Origin of the sequence: Pseudomonas furukawaii, assembly GCF_002355475.1 — a bacterium.
GTDB classification, from domain to species: Bacteria; Pseudomonadota; Gammaproteobacteria; order Pseudomonadales; family Pseudomonadaceae; genus Metapseudomonas; species Metapseudomonas furukawaii.
The window spans coordinates 3,503,750-3,521,315 of the sequence record NZ_AP014862.1; the positions used below are offsets into that span (position 1 = coordinate 3,503,750).

Annotated in this window: 10 protein-coding genes; 5 read left to right on the forward strand and 5 right to left on the reverse strand. The window is 67.7% G+C overall.

The window, feature by feature from the left end:
- Nucleotides 1-34 precede the first annotated feature (34 nt).
- Nucleotides 35-1,132 (reverse strand): DUF1615 domain-containing protein, encoded by a 1,098-nt coding sequence (locus KF707C_RS16280; protein WP_036991551.1) that lies wholly within the window; start codon nt 1,130-1,132, stop codon nt 35-37.
- Between the two features lie 494 nt (nt 1,133-1,626).
- Between KF707C_RS16280 and KF707C_RS16285 the strand changes: the two genes are divergently transcribed.
- Nucleotides 1,627-2,442 (forward strand): gamma-glutamyl-gamma-aminobutyrate hydrolase family protein, encoded by an 816-nt coding sequence (locus KF707C_RS16285; protein ID WP_003449179.1) that lies wholly within the window; start codon nt 1,627-1,629, stop codon nt 2,440-2,442.
- A gap of 137 nt (nt 2,443-2,579) precedes the next feature.
- Here KF707C_RS16285 and KF707C_RS16290 read toward each other — a convergent pair whose 3' ends face one another.
- Nucleotides 2,580-3,512, reverse strand: coding sequence for a YeeE/YedE thiosulfate transporter family protein (locus tag KF707C_RS16290; protein WP_003449178.1), 933 nt, complete (start codon nt 3,510-3,512; stop codon nt 2,580-2,582).
- Between the two features lie 110 nt (nt 3,513-3,622).
- Here KF707C_RS16290 and KF707C_RS16295 point away from each other — a divergent pair, with 110 nt between their 5' ends.
- Nucleotides 3,623-4,108 carry a GNAT family N-acetyltransferase gene (locus tag KF707C_RS16295; RefSeq protein WP_003449177.1) on the forward strand — a complete coding sequence of 162 codons (486 nt, stop codon included), beginning with the start codon at nt 3,623-3,625 and terminating at the stop codon, nt 4,106-4,108.
- A gap of 126 nt (nt 4,109-4,234) precedes the next feature.
- Entirely contained in the window at nt 4,235-5,185 is a 951-nt protein-coding gene (locus KF707C_RS16300; RefSeq protein ID WP_003449176.1) for a phospholipase D-like domain-containing protein, read from the forward strand.
- Between the two features lie 604 nt (nt 5,186-5,789).
- Here the strand turns inward: KF707C_RS16300 and KF707C_RS16305 are convergent.
- Entirely contained in the window at nt 5,790-6,089 is a 300-nt protein-coding gene (locus KF707C_RS16305) for a cell division protein ZapA (protein ID WP_003451898.1), read from the reverse strand.
- On the reverse strand, nt 6,086-6,316 hold the full coding sequence (locus tag KF707C_RS16310) for a hypothetical protein (protein WP_003451901.1): 231 nt from the start codon (nt 6,314-6,316) through the stop codon (nt 6,086-6,088). The genes KF707C_RS16305 and KF707C_RS16310 overlap by 4 nt, the downstream gene beginning before the upstream one ends.
- Nucleotides 6,317-6,540: 224 nt before the next feature.
- On the opposite strand from KF707C_RS16310, the gene KF707C_RS16315 reads away from it, so the two are divergent.
- Both KF707C_RS16315 and KF707C_RS16325 read left to right on the forward strand, forming a co-directional pair.
- On the forward strand, nt 6,541-8,904 hold the full coding sequence (locus KF707C_RS16315) for a DNA polymerase II (RefSeq protein ID WP_003451905.1): 2,364 nt from the start codon (nt 6,541-6,543) through the stop codon (nt 8,902-8,904).
- A gap of 686 nt (nt 8,905-9,590) precedes the next feature.
- Entirely contained in the window at nt 9,591-13,667 is a 4,077-nt protein-coding gene (locus KF707C_RS16325; RefSeq protein ID WP_003451909.1) for a bifunctional nitrate reductase/sulfite reductase flavoprotein subunit alpha, read from the forward strand.
- A 1,555-nt stretch (nt 13,668-15,222) separates the two neighbouring features.
- Here KF707C_RS16325 and metE read toward each other — a convergent pair.
- Nucleotides 15,223-17,544, reverse strand: coding sequence for a 5-methyltetrahydropteroyltriglutamate--homocysteine S-methyltransferase (gene metE, locus KF707C_RS16330; RefSeq protein WP_003448149.1), 2,322 nt, complete (start codon nt 17,542-17,544; stop codon nt 15,223-15,225).
- Nucleotides 17,545-17,566 lie beyond the last annotated feature (22 nt).

Here is a 17,566-nt window from a genome sequence, read left to right on the forward strand (position 1 = left end):
TGGCGGTCGTCCTGCGTAGCGGGCCAGGCTTTCCTCATCTCGCCCCGGCCCGCTTCAGGCAGTTCTGGTAGCGCCCGTCCACCCGCGTGGCGAACCAGGCGGTCGTCAGCTTGCGGGTGATCTTCGGGCTTTTCAGGTCGATTCCGGGCATGGCTTCCCGGGGTTGGCGCCGCCCCTGTTGACGGTCCGCCAGCGCGAAAACGCGCTCATGGAGATCGGTCTCCTCGAAATCCAGGCTGTCGCCCTTGAGGAGATCGCGGCGGATGGCGGAATCGCTCATGTCCAGTTGCCTTTTCAGGGCACGCACCGCCAGTTCGGTGGCGCCGGCCTTGCTGGAGCCATGGATCACCAGGTCGCCGTCCAGGGCCAGTTCGATGCCCGAGACACGGCTCACCGCCTGCTGGAAGGCGGCGTTGCGACTGGCGTACCAGCCGGCATTGAAGTCGGCGAAGCGATAGAGCGGCTTGCTGTAATGGGCCGGGTAGCCCAGCAGGTGGGCGATGCCGAAATAGAGGCCGCCGCGCCGGGTGAACACCTCCTGGCGAACGGTGCCCGACACCGGATAGGGATACTCCCTGGCATTGGCTTCGGCGAAGGCGATGCTGACCTGCATCGGGCCACCGGTGTGTACCGGGTTGAAGGTGCCGAACAGCCGCTGACCCAGGGGCACCATGCCGATGAAGTCGTCGAAGATGGCACTCAGTTCCTTTTCCGTACGCGCTCCAGCCAGCCGCTGCTGGTAGGTCTTGCCATTGGGTGACTTGAGCCCCAGGGCGGCATTCACCAGGAGGGCCGGCACGTGCAGGCGGCCGGCGCGCCGCTGGATCTCGTCCCGGGCGATCCGGCCCAGCCCCGGGACCGGCGGGTCCACCTGGTAGGTGGATTCCTGCTCGATCACCGCCAGGACCGCGCAGAGGTTGCTGTCGCTGGGGGCGATGTCACGGGCGGTGAAGGCCGCCTGGATATCGGCGGCCCAGCCCTGGCGATCCGGCACCTTGGCCGGTATCAGGCGAACCAGCTTGGCGCGCACTTCGGACGGCGTCGGCACCGTCTCCCGTGGGCCCTGGGTGCCGCAGGCGGCGAGCGCCAGCAGCGCGGCGAGGATGGCGAAGCGGGAGGCGTAATGGGTCATGAAGCGGCGGTCCTGGAAACTCCTGGCGCGAAACATGGCATGAAAGGCCGTCGCAGTGGGAGCGGATTCGCGATGCAGGACGCAACCCCGTCGCAATGGGTTTCGGGCGCTGTAGTCAAGTCGCAGGCGTGAGCTCGCGGGCGAAGCGCTCCGCGACGATGCCCCGGGTGAGGACGTAGCTCATCGCGGCAAAAAGTCCAGCATTCTGAACACCCGTATTAGATAGTGAACCTGAAAATATTTTTCACTTGACGAATAAAGGGTTATCTATCAAACACTTAGCAAAAATTATCCGATAAAAATCGGCCATTATTCTTTACGTTTTTCGTCGGCCTCGTTTGACATATTTAACGGCTCTGGCAGGCTATATCTCAGGCCTCGACCGGCGATCGCACCGTCGATCACCGGCAGTGCTCGGGGCCTCAGGTAGCGCCAACACCTCTCTGGCGCGCCTGCACAACAACGATAGGCTGAGCCCTGTCCCAAGGTGAAATATGTCCAACAGCAACATTGGCAATAAGAAACAGACCACTCGTAAACCGGTCGTCCTGATGTCCATGGGCGCCCAGGAACGCAAGGGCCACGACTACCAAGTGATGACCCACAAATACATCACCCCGCTGGTAGAAATCTCCGAATGCGTGCCGGTCCTCGTACCCACCTGCTGCGGTATCGAAGACCTCGAGCAGTACCTCGACATGGCTGACGGCCTGTACCTCACCGGTGCCGGCAGCAACATCGACCCGACCCTCTACGGCCAGGAAAACCTGACCCCGGAAAAGGGCCAGGACAAGGATCGCGACAACTTCGACCTGCCCCTGATCCGTGCCGCCATCGCCCGTGGCCTGCCCATCTTCGGCATCTGCCGTGGCATGCAGGAAATCAACGTGGCCCTGGGTGGCGACATGCACCAGAAGCTCTATGCCGAACCCGGCTTCAACGACCACCGCGAGAACCCGGAAGACCCGGTCGCCGTGCAGTACGCCCCCGTCCACAGCGTGCGCGTCCAGGCCAACAGCTGGCTGCACAAGACCCTGGGCACCGACACCATCCAGGTGAACTCGCTGCATGGCCAGGGCCTCAAGACCCTGGGCAAGGGCATCGAAGCCATCGCCCATGCCGAAGACGGCCTGGTGGAAGCCATCCATGCACCGAGCCTCTCCCCCTTCCTCTTCGCGGTGCAATGGCACCCGGAATGGCAGGCGGCGCAGAACCCCGACTCGGTGAAGATCTTCCAGGCCTTCGGCGAAGCCTGTCGCAGGCAGGTGGAGGGCAAGGCCCGGGGAAAGACCTTCCATAACGCGGCCTGATCGGCGGCGGATGACAGCGCTCCAGGAGCCCGGCGACCCGCCGTATGCTGTTCACATGAAGAACGCCGTTTTTCCTTCAGCAGGAAAGCGGCGTTTTTTTGATTCTGCGTGATCCTGGGAGCAAGCTCGCTCCTGCATCAGCGGTTGAGGCCCCAGCGACTCGCCAGCCACAAGGCGGACAGCGCCACCCCGCACATGCAGGCGAAAGCCAGCCAGGCGTTGGGCCAGAGCAGCGGCATGCCGAACAGGATCAGGCTGTCGTTGCCCCCGGGCACCAGGCTGGAACCCAGCCCCATCAGCACACCACCGACAAGACACCTGAGCACCATCAGAGGACGCGGCCAGCGATGCTGCCAGAGACCAGCAGTCCAGCCCCCCAGCAGGGCACCGGCGAACAGCGCAGGCAACAGCAATCCCCGCAGCCCCAGTTCCATGAAGCGACCGGTGGCCAGTTCCGCGAGGATGTCCGTGTAGGCCCAGGCTCCGACGCAGACGAACAGCAGCAGGAAACTCACACCGATGACGAGGGTGGCGTGATGGGGCGACCAGGCACTGGCGGCGACGTTGCCGTTGTAGCGATTCCAGACCAGCCAGCCCAGGCGCGCCACCAGCACCGCGATGATGAGCGGAACCAGGGCGATGGGCACCTGCCGCAGCCACTCGGGAATCGCCACCGGCATGGCGTCCATTCCCAGCCCCGGCCCGGCGAGGGCGAACCCCGCGAGAAAGCCCGGAGGCGTCGCCAGCCAGGCCCACTGGCCGGAGCCGATGCGCGCCACCACGCCGAAGGCGCAGCCTCCGTTGATGAAGGCCCCAAGCCCCAGCAAGGCACCGCCCAGCGCCGCGTACCCGTGCAACGGGTAGCCCATGGGCACCTCGGGCAGACGGTCGAACGCCCGCAGGAGGACGAAGCCGCCCAGCACCCAGAGGGAGGTTTCCAGCAACGCCCTCAGGCGATCCCAGCGGTGCTTCTGCACCACCTCCTCCAGGGCGGCCACCAGGCAGGTGCCGCCACGCTGCACGGCAAACCCCATGAGCAGCGCCAGGGCCACGCTCGCCAGCAGGATCATGCCTTGGTTCCCCCGTTCATACCGGGCCAGTTCCGAAAGCTTAGCGAAGGCTTCATGCTCATTCGCGGAAAACCCGGGATGATCCGCCCATCACATACAGGAGCACTCAATTGACCCTCTCGATCCGCCCCGCCCGCGCCGAAGACGCCCAGCAGATCCTCGACTTCATCATCGAGCTGGCGATCTACGAGAAGGCCGGCCATGAAGTCATCGCCAGCGTCGAGGACATCCGCCGCACCCTGTTCGCCGAGAACGCCCCCTCCCGGGCGCTGATCTGCCTGAAGGACGACCGCCCCATCGGCTATGCCGTCTACTTCTACAGCTACTCCACCTGGCTGGGACGCAACGGCATCTACCTGGAAGACCTCTACATCACCCCGGACCAGCGCGGCTCGGGTGCCGGCCGCCGCCTGCTGCGGGAAATCGCCCGGGAGGCCCGCGCCAACGATTGCGGCCGCCTGGAATGGAGCGTGCTGGACTGGAACCAGCCGGCCATCGACTTCTACCGTTCCATCGGCGCGCTGCCCCAGGACGAGTGGGTGCGCTACCGCCTGGACGGCGAGGCCCTGCAGCGATTCGCGGAAGGCGCCGACTGACAGACGGGGCTGACACGCCCCGCGCGGGCTCCGCACGGACCCGCAAAGGACTATTCAGGCAGTGGTTTATCCCACTGCCTGTGCGAAAATGACGCAATTGCAAGAAATGATGTCGCTGGAGACTGTATGGAAATTCTGGATTACGAAGACAGCCTTGAGACCTATCTGGGCGACCTTGGCGGAAGGAAGATCACGATAGTTTCAGCCTTCGCAAGCGGCACCGAAGCCCTGATCGATCAGATGATCGAGAACGACAACCAACTGGACATCCTGGTGGGGACCATCAGTTCCCTGACCTCCCCGGACTTCATCGAGCACTGCCTCAACGAGGCGAACCCCGCGCTGCAGCTCACCGTCGACTTCCGCAGCCAGGCCAGCGTGAACTGGAAGCTCTACCTGGTGGAGCCGGACACCGTCATCCTCGGCAGCGCCAACCTGACCCAGGTGGGCGTGAGCCTGGTGCGCGACACCGCCACCGTGATCACCGACGCCGCCCTGTACGACGCCTACCTGGCCCGGGTGCAGGCCCTCAAGGCCGTGGATGGCGTGATGCCCTGCGTCGCCTCCCAGGCCTTCGAGGATGCCCTGGACGTCTACAGGCAGAGCCACCGCCGCATGCAAGCCGGCCTGGCGCGCACCGCCGAGTACCTGGACAGCGAAGGCTGGCTGGGAGACGACATCAACCAGAGCATCCCGCTGTTCATCTGGTACAGCGACCACTCCGAACAGTCCGAGGAGGAGGCCCGCGAGCACCTCAAGGCCAGCAGCGACGGCGTGGCCTGGGACGACGTCCGCGAGTTCTTCACCTACGAATGCGCCGAAGGCGCCCTGCCCTACGAGGAAGGCGACGTGGTGCTGACGGCACGCTGCAATGGCTCGCACATCGGCTTCTACACCTTCGACCGCATCCTCTACCGCGACGGCACCTACTACATCTACTCCTATCGCAAGAAGCGCTACACCCAGCCCTTCCGGCTGGACGGCGACAAGGAACTGCTCAAGGAGTCCATTCCGTCCTGGTACGAGGACGGCCGCACCGAGATCAACCGCGCCGACATCCTCCGCATCCTGCCCTGATGCCAACAAAAAGGTTCTTCGCAGATTATCGGGGAAGGGACTTGCTCAAGCCGGATTGTCGAACCGGCGTCAGGTTTTGTGGGGGCTCGGCTCATTTCCGCGCAGGCTGCGAGTTGCTGTTTCGCCCTCCCGGGCGAGTCCCTTTCTCAATCGCCGAAAGGAACCAAAGGGCTTGCCCCTGCATCCGGCCCGGCTTCGCCGGGTCCCCTCGCTGCATCGCCGCTACGGGGGCACGGCGCGAGGGGCCATCCATGGCCCCACACGCCTCTCGCGGCATCCATGCCGCTCGTCCCCCTGCACGACGACTCCGCTCGGCCTCCTGACGGGGCACTTCGCGCGGCGTCATCGTCTTCGCCTGGTTTCAGATCGGTTTCGGCAGCAGGATGACTTGTCCCCTGCCGGCGCGAGTCACCCCTCTCCTCTTCTGGGAGAGGGGCGGGGGAGAGGGCGGTATCCGCAGACTGGGAGTGGGTCAGGGCGCCACGCAGAATCGCCAATCCAGTGTGAACAGGATTTCCCCGATAATCCGCGATGAACCAACAAAAAGCCCCCTCACCCGGAATGGGCGGAGGGGGCCTTGCATGACTCCGGGCATCCGTCGGACTCAGCCGTTCTGGGCACCCAGCTGTTCGCGAATGCGCCGGTTGAGGGTCGCCAGTCGCCGGGCGACGGCGTCGGTGTCCGTCGGGGTATCGTCAGCGTTCAACTGACGCGCGCAAAGGTTGAGCGCGGAAAGCACCACCAGCTCGTTGCTGGTGACGTAGGGGAATTTCTTCTTGTTGGCGGCGATCTCCGCCTGCAGCATCGCTGCCGCATCCTGCAGCACCTGCTCTTCGCCGGCCGGTGCCTTGATGTTGTACTCGCGCCCCAGGATGCGCAGTACCCGGACACCATCGGTACTCATGCGCTAACGCGGCTCTCGCTGACGCGGCGGACCAGGGCCTGCAGGCGTTCGGCGGTGGCGCTGTGCTTCTCTTCCTGTTCCATCACGGCCAGTTGCAGGGAATCGTTCTCCTCGCGAGCCTTGCGCAGTTCGGCGCGGATACGGGCGTTGTCTTCGGTGATGGCCTGATTCTGCTGCAGCAGTTCGCTGACGAGCTCTTCGAGCTGTACCAGAGTGTTATCCAGCATGGTGGTCTCCGTGGCAGGTATGAAAAGGCCGGGGAGGATAAAGAAAAACCGCCCTTGCGGCCAGGGAAATCAAGGTACTTCGGACAAAATGTATACTGTCAATTCAATGGCTTAGAACAGGTTCTTCAGGCACTTTGAACAATATTGAAACCACCCTGTCCAAGGCGCGCCGACACGCCATGCCGGGTAGAATCCGCCAGTGAGACAGGCTCGGGGTTGAAGCAGTGGAGTTGAATCGAGGGTTCGTCCTGACCCGGCATTGGCGGGATACGCCGGAAGGCACCGAAGTGGACTTCTGGCTCTCCACCGACCAGGGCCCGGTACGGGTACGCCTGCCGCTGCAGACGTCGGTCGCCTTCATTCCCGCCGCACAGCGGACTCGCGCCGAGGCCCTGATCGCCGGTGAGCGCGATGCCGAACTGCGCCCCCTGTCCCTCGCCGACTTCCAGCATCGGCCGGTGCTGGGCCTCTACTGCCGCCAGCACCGCCAGCTGATGCGCCTGGAGAAGGCGCTGCGCAAGGCCGGGGTCGAGGTCTACGAAGCCGATATCCGTCCGCCCGAGCGCTACCTCATGGAGCGCTTCATCACCGCCCCGGTGCAGTTCGACGGCACCCTCGACGCCGACGGCCTGGTGCGGGACGCCCAGCTGAGGCCCCTCGATGGCTACCGTCCACAGCTGCGCCTGGCGTCCCTGGACATCGAGACCAGCGAACGCGGCGAACTCTATTCCATCGCCCTGGAAGGCTGCGGCCAGCGCCAGGTCTACATGCTCGGCCCGGCCAATGGCGACGCCGGCAACCTGGACTTCCAGCTGGAATACCACGACAGCCGCGCCGACCTGCTGGAGGCCCTGAACCGCTGGCTGGCCGAGCACGATCCGGACGCCATCATCGGCTGGAACCTGGTGCAGTTCGACCTGCGGGTCCTGCAGGCCCACGCCGAGAAGCTCAAGGTCCCGCTGCGCCTGGGCCGGGGCGGCGACCCCATGGGCTGGCGGGAGCACGGCAGCGGCAACCAGCACTTCTTCGCGGAAGCCGCCGGCCGCCTGATCATCGACGGCATCGAGGCCCTGCGCTCGGCCACCTGGAGCTTCCCCTCCTTCAGCCTGGAAAACGTCGCCCAGACCCTGCTGGGCGAAGGCAAGGCCATCGACACGCCCTACCAGCGCATGGACGAGATCAACCGCATGTTCGCCGAGGACAAGCCCGCCCTGGCGCGCTACAACCTCAAGGACTGCGAACTGGTCACCCGCATCTTCGACAAGACCGGGCTGCTGGGCTTCCTCCTGGAGCGCGCCACCGTCACCGGGCTGCCGGTGGACCGCAGCGGCGGCTCGGTGGCGGCCTTCACCCACCTCTACATGCCGCTGATGCACCGCCAGGGCTTCGTCGCCCCCAACCTGGGCGACAAGCAACCGGAGGCCAGCCCCGGCGGCTTCGTCATGGACTCGCGCCCGGGGCTCTACGAGTCGGTGCTGGTGCTCGACTACAAGAGCCTCTACCCGTCCATCATCCGCAGCTTCCTGATCGACCCGGTGGGCCTGATCGAAGGCCTGCGCCAGCCGGACGACCAGCACTCGGTACCGGGCTTCCGGGGCGCGCGCTTCTCCCGCACCCGGCACAGCCTGCCGTCCATCGTCGAGAAGGTCTGGCAGGGCCGGGAAGCGGCCAAGCGCGAGGGCAACAAGGCCCTGTCCCAGGCCCTGAAGATCATCATGAACGCCTTCTACGGCGTCCTGGGTTCCAGCGGTTGCCGCTTCTTCGATCCGCGCCTGGCCTCCTCCATCACCCTGCGCGGCCACGAGATCATGCGGCGCACCCGCGAACTGATCGAGGCCGAAGGCTACGCGGTGATCTACGGCGACACCGACTCCACCTTCGTCTGGCTCAAACGCCCCCACGCCGAAGAAGACGCCGCCCGCATCGGCCGCGCCCTGGTTCAGCGGGTGAACCAGTGGTGGCGCGAGCACCTGGCCCGGGAGTACGGCCTGGACAGCGCCCTCGAACTGCAGTTCGAGACCCACTACCAGCGCTTCCTCATGCCCACCATCCGGGGCGCCGAGGAAGGCAGCAAGAAGCGCTACGCCGGGCTGGTGGTGCGCCCCGACGGCAGCCGGGAGATGGTCTACAAGGGGCTGGAAACCGTGCGCACCGACTGGTCGCCCCTGGCCCAGCGCTTCCAGCAGGAGCTCTACCAGCTGATCTTCGACCGCGAGCCCTACCAGGACTATGTGCGCGACTACGTGGCCCGCACCCTGTCAGGGGAGCTGGACGAGTTGCTGGTCTACCGCAAGCGCCTGCGCCGGCAGCTGGAGGACTACACCCGCAACGTCCCGCCCCATGTCCGCGCCGCGCGCATGGCGGACGACTACAACGACCGCCAGGGCCGGCCGCGCCAGTACCAGAACGGCGGCTGGATCAGCTACCTGATCACCCTGAACGGCCCAGAACCCCTGGAAAACCGTCGCTCCGCCATCGACTACGACCACTACCTCACCCGCCAGCTGCAGCCGGTGGCCGATGCCATCCTGCCTTTCGTGGGCGATGACTTCGCCTCGCTGATCGACAGGCAGATGGCCCTGTTCTGAGGGCATCGGCGGCATTCACCGCAGCCTCGTCGTGCGAACCGGCTGGAACCTTGGAAACCAGGTCCCGAGGACACGGGCATCAGTCACCGCCTCAGCCGGTGACCATTCCAATGCCCGGGGCGCCCTTCGCCACTCCCCCGGGCGCTGTCCGGAACCCTGCCCCGCCGCCAGCTCAGCGCCCAGCAGGGTCATCAGGAACAGCCAGATGCAGGCGCCGATAAGCGGCCAGCGACCGGTCCGGCTCAAGGACCGGGCCCGAGGGGAAGGCAGGCGAATGCTCATAACACACTCCCGGCCAGCAGCATTCGACACCCGGGGCTCCGGCTAACGATCCGGCGCTGGCGATATAAGCCCTGATGAAAAGGCTATATCGCCGCCTCCGGATGCGACGGTCACCCATCGGCCCCCTCGGCCACTCGGCGCTTCGCCGAATACGAGGTGCCCTGGATCGACCAGCACCACCTTGGGGCAGCCCGCACTCCGATCGCCATATATCCGTGCACGGCGCCGCCCCGCCCCGACCGCTCCCAACGCCCGCCCGGCGCGCCAGCAGCGACCTGGCGCAAGCTGGCCTGGCCCTTGCTAAAGGAACCCCAAGGCAGCCAATGGCGGTTGCCACACCCACGACAAAGACGCCGTGTCCCCTCATTCGAGGGGCGCGGCGTTTTTGCTTTCCGGAGGCTGCTGTGACCGAGACAACCATTCGAAGCGTGTGCCCTTACTGCGGCGTCGGCTGCGGCATCCTCATGCAGGTGGCACAGGGGCGCGTGGTGAAGGTCTCCGGCGACAAAGGGCACCCGGCCAATTTCGGCCGACTCTGCACCAAGGGCAGCACCAGCCTCCAGGCCATCACCGACTCCGGGCGCATGGAACACGCCTACCTGCGCGACGACCGCTCCCACGACCCGGTGCAGACGCCCATGGCCAGCGCCATCGCCGCCACCGCCTCGCGCCTTCGCGGCATCCTCGACGCGCACGGGCCGGACGCGATCGCCTTCTACGTCTCCGGGCAGATGTCCCTGGAGGCCCAGTACCTGGTGAACAAGCTGGCCAAGGGCTTCATCGGCACCAACCAGGTCGAGTCCAACTCGCGCCTGTGCATGGCCAGCGCCGGCAGCGGCTACAAGCTGTCGCTGGGGTCCGACGGCCCGCCCGGGTCCTATGAGGATTTCGACCGCGCCGACCTGTTCTTCGTCATCGGCGCCAACATGGCCGACTGCCACCCCATCCTCTTCCTGCGGATGATGGACCGGGTCAAGGCCGGGGCGAAGCTGATCGTCGTCGACCCCCGACGCAACGCCACGGCCGACAAGGCCGACCTCTTCCTGCAGATCCGCCCGGGCACCGACCTGGCCCTGCTCAACGGCCTGCTGCACCTGCTCCACGCCAATTGCCACACCGACCCGGCCTTCATCGCCGAATTCACCGAGGGCTGGGACGCGATGCCGGACTTCCTCGCCGACTACAGCCCGGAGCGGGTGGCGGCACTCACCGGCCTCGACGAAGCCGCCATCCGCCAGGCCGCACGCTGGATCGGCGAGGCCGGTGACTGGATGAGTTGCTGGACCATGGGCCTGAACCAGAGCACCCACGGCACCTGGAACACCAACGCCCTGTGCAACCTGCACCTGGCCACCGGCGCGATCTGCCGCCCCGGCAGCGGTCCCTTCTCCCTCACCGGCCAGCCCAACGCCATGGGCGGTCGGGAAATGGGCTACATGGGCCCCGGCCTGCCCGGCCAGCGCAGCGTGCTGGCGGAGGACGACCGCGCCTTCGTCGAGCGGGCCTGGGGCGTGCAGCCGGGAACCCTGCACACCCGCCTGGGCGGCGGCACCATCGCCCTCTACGACGACATGGCCGCCGGCAAGGTGAAGGCCTGCTGGATCATCTGCACCAACCCGGTGGCCAGCGTGGCCAACCGCAGCAAGGTGATCGAGGGACTCCAGGCCGCCGAACTGGTGATCACCCAGGACGCCTACCTCGACACCGAGACCAACCGCTACGCCGACATCCTCCTGCCCGGCGCCCTCTGGGCCGAGGCCGAGGGCGTGATGATCAACTCCGAGCGCAACCTGACCCTCATGCAGCAGGCCGTCGAGCCCCCCGGCGAGGCCATGGCGGACTGGCGCATCATCGCCGAGGTGGCCTGCGCCATGGGCTTCGCCGAGGCGTTCAGCTACACCTCGGTGGACCAGGTGTTCGACGAGATCAAGGCCTTCCACAACCCCGGGACCGGGTACGACATCCGTGGCGCCAGCCATGACCGCCTGCGCCGGGGCCCGTTGCAATGGCCCTGCGCCGATGAGGAAAGTCCCGACCGCCAGCCGATCCGCTACCTCAACGACGGCGTCAGCCAGTCCCTGCGCCTGCGCGAAGATGGCGGCCTCCCGCGCCTCAGCTTCGCCACCGCCAGCGGCAAGGGCCGGTTCTTCCCCCGGCCGCACCTGGACCCTGGCGAAATGCCGGACGCGGACTTTCCCTTCGTGCTCAACACCGGGCGCCTGCAGCACCAGTGGCACACCCTGACCAAGACCGGAAAGATCGCCACCCTCAACAAGCTCAACCCCGGCCCCTTCGTCGAAGTACACCCCGACGACGCCGAAGCCCTGGGCGTGCGCGACCGGGACCACCTGGAGATCCGCTCACGGCGCGGCCACGCGGTGCTGCCGGTGGTGGTCACCGATCGCGTGCTGCCCGGCGGCTGCTTCGCCCCCTTTCACTGGAACGATGTGTTCGGCGACAACCTGGCGATCAATGCCGTGACCAGCGACGCCATCGACCCCATCTCGCAGCAGCCGGAATTCAAGTTCTGCGCCGTCAGCCTGCGCCGCGTCGACCTGATCGAACACCGTTTCCTGGAGACGTCCGCCGCCGAAGACGCTCCGCCCCCCGCTTCCCAGCTCCAAGAGGCCTCTTCCATGTCGCGTATCGAAGCCTTCGCCGCCCTGGTCGGTGTCGGAACCGGCACCCCGCCCCCGCTGAACGAGCGCGAGCGCACCTACATGGCCGGATTCGTCAGCGGCCTGCGCGCCAGCCCCGCCGGCGGCGTTCCCAGCCTGCCCGCCCACGCCCCCTTGGGCGAAACCACGCGGCTCTGGCTGGACGGCATGCTCGCCGGCGTCTTCAGTCGCCTGGACCCCGTGCCCCCCCGCGCGGACCAGCCGGCGACCGCCGATGCCACCCCGGTGACCCTGCTCTGGGCCTCCCAGACCGGCACGGTGGAGAGCCTGGCCGAACGCTTCGCCGCGCGCCTGTCCGACTCCGGCTTCGCCGTGCGTCTCGCGCCCATGGCGGACGTGCCCGTGGCCGAACTGGCCGACACCGACAACCTGGTGCTGCTCACCAGCACCTTCGGCGACGGCGACGCACCGGACAACGGCCAGGCCTTCTGGGATGCCCTCAAGGCCAGCCAGGAACGCCTGGAACCCTTGCGCTACGCGGTGCTGGCCCTCGGCGATCCCAACTACGACCAGTTCTGCCAGCATGGCCGCAACCTCGACCAGCGCCTGGCGGAGCTGGGCGCCACCCGCCTCTGCGAGCGCCGGGATTGCGACACCGATTTCGAGGATAGCGCCGAGGCCTGGCTGGCGGACCTGCTGGCCGCCCTGCGGCCGGGAACCGACGCCCCGGCGCCCGCAGCGGTGGAATCCACCCCGGCCGCGGCCAGCAGGGAGCGGCCCTTCGCCTCGCGCCTGACGACCAACCTGCGCCTGAACCCGGCCGGCGCCAGCAAGGACACCCGGATGTTCGCCCTGCAACTGGGGGATTCGGGACTGACCTATGAAGCCGGTGACGCCCTCGGGGTCTGGCCGCGCAACTGCCCGGAGCTGGTGGAGGAAGTCCTGCAACTGGCGCGCCTCGACGGCGAACAGCCGGTCAGCGTCGCCAAAGTGGGCGATGTGCCCCTGCGGGAAGCCCTCAGCCGCCACTACGAGATCGCCCGCCCCAGCCAGGAAGCCCTGGCGCTGATCGCCGAACGCAGCGGCGACGCCGACCTCCGGGCACTGCTCGGCCCGCGCAAGGACGAACTCAAGGACTGGCTCTGGGGGCGCCAACTCGCCGACGTGCTCCAGGCCTGCCCCACCGCCCTGTCCGCCGACGACCTGCTGGGCAGCCTCAAACGCCTGCAACCTCGGCTCTACTCCATCGCCTCCAGCCCCAAGGCCCACCCGGACGAAGTCCACCTGACCGTGTCAGCGGTGCGCTACGGCCGGCGCAAGGGCGTCGCCTCCACCTTCCTCGCCGACCGCGCCGACGGCGGCGACGTCCCGGTATTCGTGCAGCCGTCCCGGCACTTCCGCCTGCCGGAAGACAATGACCTGCCCGTGGTGATGATCGGTCCGGGCACCGGCATCGCCCCCTTCCGGGGCTTCCTCCAGGAGCGCCGCGCCCGGGGCGCCCGGGGCCGCAACTGGCTGTTCTTCGGGGAGCAGCACGCCGCCACCGACTTCTACTACCGCGACGAGCTGGGCGCCCTGCAGCAGGACGGTCTGCTCACCCACCTGAGCCTCGCGTTCTCCCGCGACCAGGCGGAGAAGATCTACGTGCAGCACCGCATCCGCGAACAGGGCGCCGAGCTCTGGCGCTGGCTGCAAAACGGCGCCCACCTCTACATCTGCGGCGATGCCAGCCGCATGGCGAAGGACGTGGACCTGGCACTGCGCGACCTGGCCCGGCAGCACGGCGGCCTCGACGACGACCGCGCCGCCGAATACCTGCAAGACCTCGCCCGGCAGAAGCGCTACCTGCGGGACGTGTATTGATCGGCGCGGACGGGGACAGGGCGCCGGCGCAGGCTGTAGGGTGCGCTGCGCGCACCGCGATCACGGCTTCGAGGTTTCCCGGTGCGCACGGGGCACCCTACGGATGAGGTACGCGCTCCGGGCCGCCGCAGGGTGCATTGCCCTCAGGCGAACTCGGCCCGCAGTTGCTGGGCCGCCGCCACAGGCCGTAGGGTGCGCTGCGCGCACCGCGATCGCGGCTTCGAGGTTTCCCGGTGCGCACGGCGCACCCTACGGATGAGGTACGCGCTCCGGGCCGCCGCAGGGTGCATTGCCCTCAGGCGAACTCGGCCCGCAGCGGACGGGGACAGGACGCCGGCGCAGGCTGTAGGGTGCGCTGCGCGCACCGCGATCGCGGCTTCGAGGTTTCCCGGTGCGCACGGCGCACCCTACGGATGAGGTACGCGCTCCGGGCCGCCGCAGGGTGCATTGCCCTCAGGCGAACTCGGCCCGCAGCGGACGGGGACAGGGCGCCGGCGCAGGCTGTAGGGTGCGCTGCGCGCACCGCGATCACGGCTTCGAGGTTTCCCGGTGCGCACGGCGCACCCTACGGATGAGGTACGCGCTCCGGGCCGCCGTAGGGTGCATTGCCCTCAGGCGAACTCGGCCCGCAGTTGCTGGGCCGCCGCCACAGGCCGTAGGGTGCGCTGCGCGCACCGCGATCGCGGCTTCGAGGTTTCCCGGTGCGCACGGCGCACCCTACGGATGAGGTACGCGCTCCGGGCCGCCGTAGGGTGCATTGCCCTCAGGCGAACTCGGCCCGCAGTGGACGGGGACAGGGCGCCGGCACAGGCTGTAGGGTGCGCTGCGCGCACCGCGATCGCGGCTTCGAGGTTTCCCGGTGCGCACGGCGCACCCTACGGATGAGGTACGCGCTCCGGGCCGCCGCAGGGTGCATTGCCCTCAGGCGAACTCGGCCCGCAGCGGACGGGGACAGGGCGCCGGCGCAGGCTGTAGGGTGCGCTGCGCGCACCGCGATCACGGCTTCGAGGTTTCCCGGTGCGCACGGCGCACCCTACGGATGAGGTACGCGCTCCGGGCCGCCGCAGGGTGCATTGCCCTCAGGCGAACTCGGCCCGCAGCGGACGGGGACCGGGGCGCCGGCGCAGGCTGTAGGGTGCGCTGCGCGCACCGCGATCACGGCTTCGAGGTTTCCCGGTGCGCACGGCGCACCCTACGGATGAGGTACGCGCTCCGGGCCGCCGCAGGGTGCATTGCCCTCAGGCGAACTCGGCCCGCAGCGGACGGGGACCGGGGCGCCGGCGCAGGCTGTAGGGTGCGCTGCGCGCACCGCGATCGCGGCTTCGAGGTTTCCCGGTGCGCACGGCGCACCCTACGGATCAGGTACGCGCTCCGGGCCGCCGTAGGGTGCATTGCCCTCAGGCGAACTCGGCCCGCAGCGGACGGGGACAGAGCGCCGGCGCAGGCTGTAGGGTGCGCTGCGCGCACCGCGATCGCGGCTTCGAGGTTTCCCGGTGCGCACGGCGCACCCTACGGATCAGGTACGCGCTCCGGGCCGCCGTAGGGTGCATTGCCCTCAGGCGAACTCGGCCCGCAGTTGCTGGGCCGCCGCCACCATGTTCACCAGGGCCGCCTCGGTTTCCGGCCAGGCGCGGGTCTTCAGGCCGCAGTCCGGATTGACCCACAGGCGTTCCACCGGCACCCGCTGCGCAGCCTTGCGCAGGAGCTTGACCATTTCCTCCTTGCCCGGCACACGCGGCGAGTGGATGTCATAGACGCCCGGGCCGATCTCGTTCGGGTAGGCGAAGGCCTCGAAGGCGTCCAGCAACTCCATGTCCGAGCGGGAGGTCTCGATGGTGATCACATCGGCGTCCATGGCCGCGATGGACTCGATCACATCGTTGAACTCGCTGTAGCACATGTGGGTGTGGATCTGGGTCTCGTCCCGCACCCCGCTGGCGGTCAGGCGGAAGGCTTCGGCAGCCCAGTCCAGGTACCCCTGCCACTCGGCCTGGCGCAGCGGCAGGCCCTCGCGGAAGGCGGCTTCGTCGATCTGCACGATGCGGATACCGGCGGCCTCCAGGTCCAGCACCTCGTCGCGTATGGCCAGCGCCAGTTGCCTGGCCTGCACTTCACGGGGCAGGTCCTCGCGGGGGAAGGACCACATCAGCATGGTCACCGGGCCGGTCAGCATGCCCTTCATCCACTTTGCGGTCAGGCCCTGGGCATAGGTGATCCACTCCACCGTCATGGCCTTGGGACGGCTCAGGTCACCGACGATCACCGCCGGTTTCACGCAGCGGGAGCCGTAGCTCTGGACCCAGCCGAAGCGGGTGAAGGCGTAGCCGTCCAGTTGCTCGGCGAAGTACTCGACCATGTCGTTGCGTTCGGCTTCGCCGTGGACCAATACGTCCAGCCCCAGCTTCTCCTGCACCTCCACCGCGTGGCGGATCTCGCTGTGCATGGCCTCGGTGTACTCCGCCTCGGACAACCGGCCCTGCCTGAACGCCTGCCGTGCCAGGCGAATGGCCGGGGTCTGCGGGAAGGAACCGATGGTGGTGGTGGGGAACAGCGGCAGGTAGAGGCCGTTCCGCTGGCTGGCGATGCGCGTGGCGAAGGGCGACGGACGCTGGCTGTCCTGCGGCTTCAGGGCCGCCACACGGGCCTGCACGGCCGGATTGTGGATACGGGGCGACGCGGCACGGCTGGCCTGCACGGCGCGGCTCGCGGCCAGGGCGGCGAGCACGTCCGGGGCTTCCGGCTCGCTCAGGGCACGGGCCAGTACCGCGACCTCCTCGCACTTCTGCACGGCGAAGGCCAGCCAGCTCTTCAGCTCAGCGTCCAACTGGTCTTCGCGGGCCAGGTCCACCGGGCTGTGCAGCAGCGAGCACGACGGCGCCACCCAGAGGCGATCGCCAAGACGGTCGTGGGCGTGGCGCAGCACCTCCAGGGCCTTCTCCAGGTCGCAGCGCCAGACGTTGCGGCCGTTCACCAGGCCCAGCGACAGCACCTTGTAGGCCGGCAGGCGGTCGAGGATGGTCGGGTACTGCTCGGGCGCGCGCACCAGGTCGATGTGCAGGCCATCCACCGGCAGGCCGGCGGCCAGGCCGAGGTTGTCCTCCAGCCCGCCGAAATAGGTGGCCACCAGCTTCTTCAGCGGCTCCTTCTGCAGCAGGTTGTAGCCGCGCTCGAAGGCGTTCTTCCAGTCCTGGGGCAGGTCCAGCGCCAGGATCGGCTCGTCGATCTGCACCCACTCCACGCCCTGGGCGGCCAGGCGCTGGAAGATCTGCCCGTAGAGCGGCAGCAGGCGCTCCAGCAGCTCGAGTTTGTCGAATTCGGCGCCCTTGGCCTTGCCCAGCCAGAGGTAGGTCAGCGGGCCGATCACCACGGGCTTGGCCTTATGGCCGAGGGCCTGGGCCTCTTCGACCTCTTCGAAGAGTTGCTCCCAGCTCAGGGCGAAGGTCTGGTCGGCGGTGAACTCCGGGACCAGGTAGTGGTAGTTGGTGTCGAACCACTTGGTTAGCTCCTGCGCGAGAAGCGGCTGGGCGTGGGCACCGCCGCAGCAGCTGTCGCCGCCTTTCGCCCCAAGGGTGCCACGGGCCATGGCGAACAGGGTCTGCAGGGTCGGCCCGGCCTCGCCCTGGCCACGGAAGCGCTCGGGGATGACGCCGAAGGTCAGGGAATGGGTCAGTACCTGGTCGTACCAGGCGAAGTCGCCGACCGGCAGCAGCTCGATGCCGGCGTCCTTCTGCACTTGCCAGTGCCGGGCGCGCAGCTCGCGGCCGACGGCGCGCAGGCCCGCTTCGTCCAGCTCGCCTTTCCAGAAGGCCTCCTGAGCCTTCTTCAGCTCGCGGTCACCGCCGATACGGGGGAAGCCAAGGTTATGTGCCAGTGCCATGGGATAGAGCTCCTTTCAATTC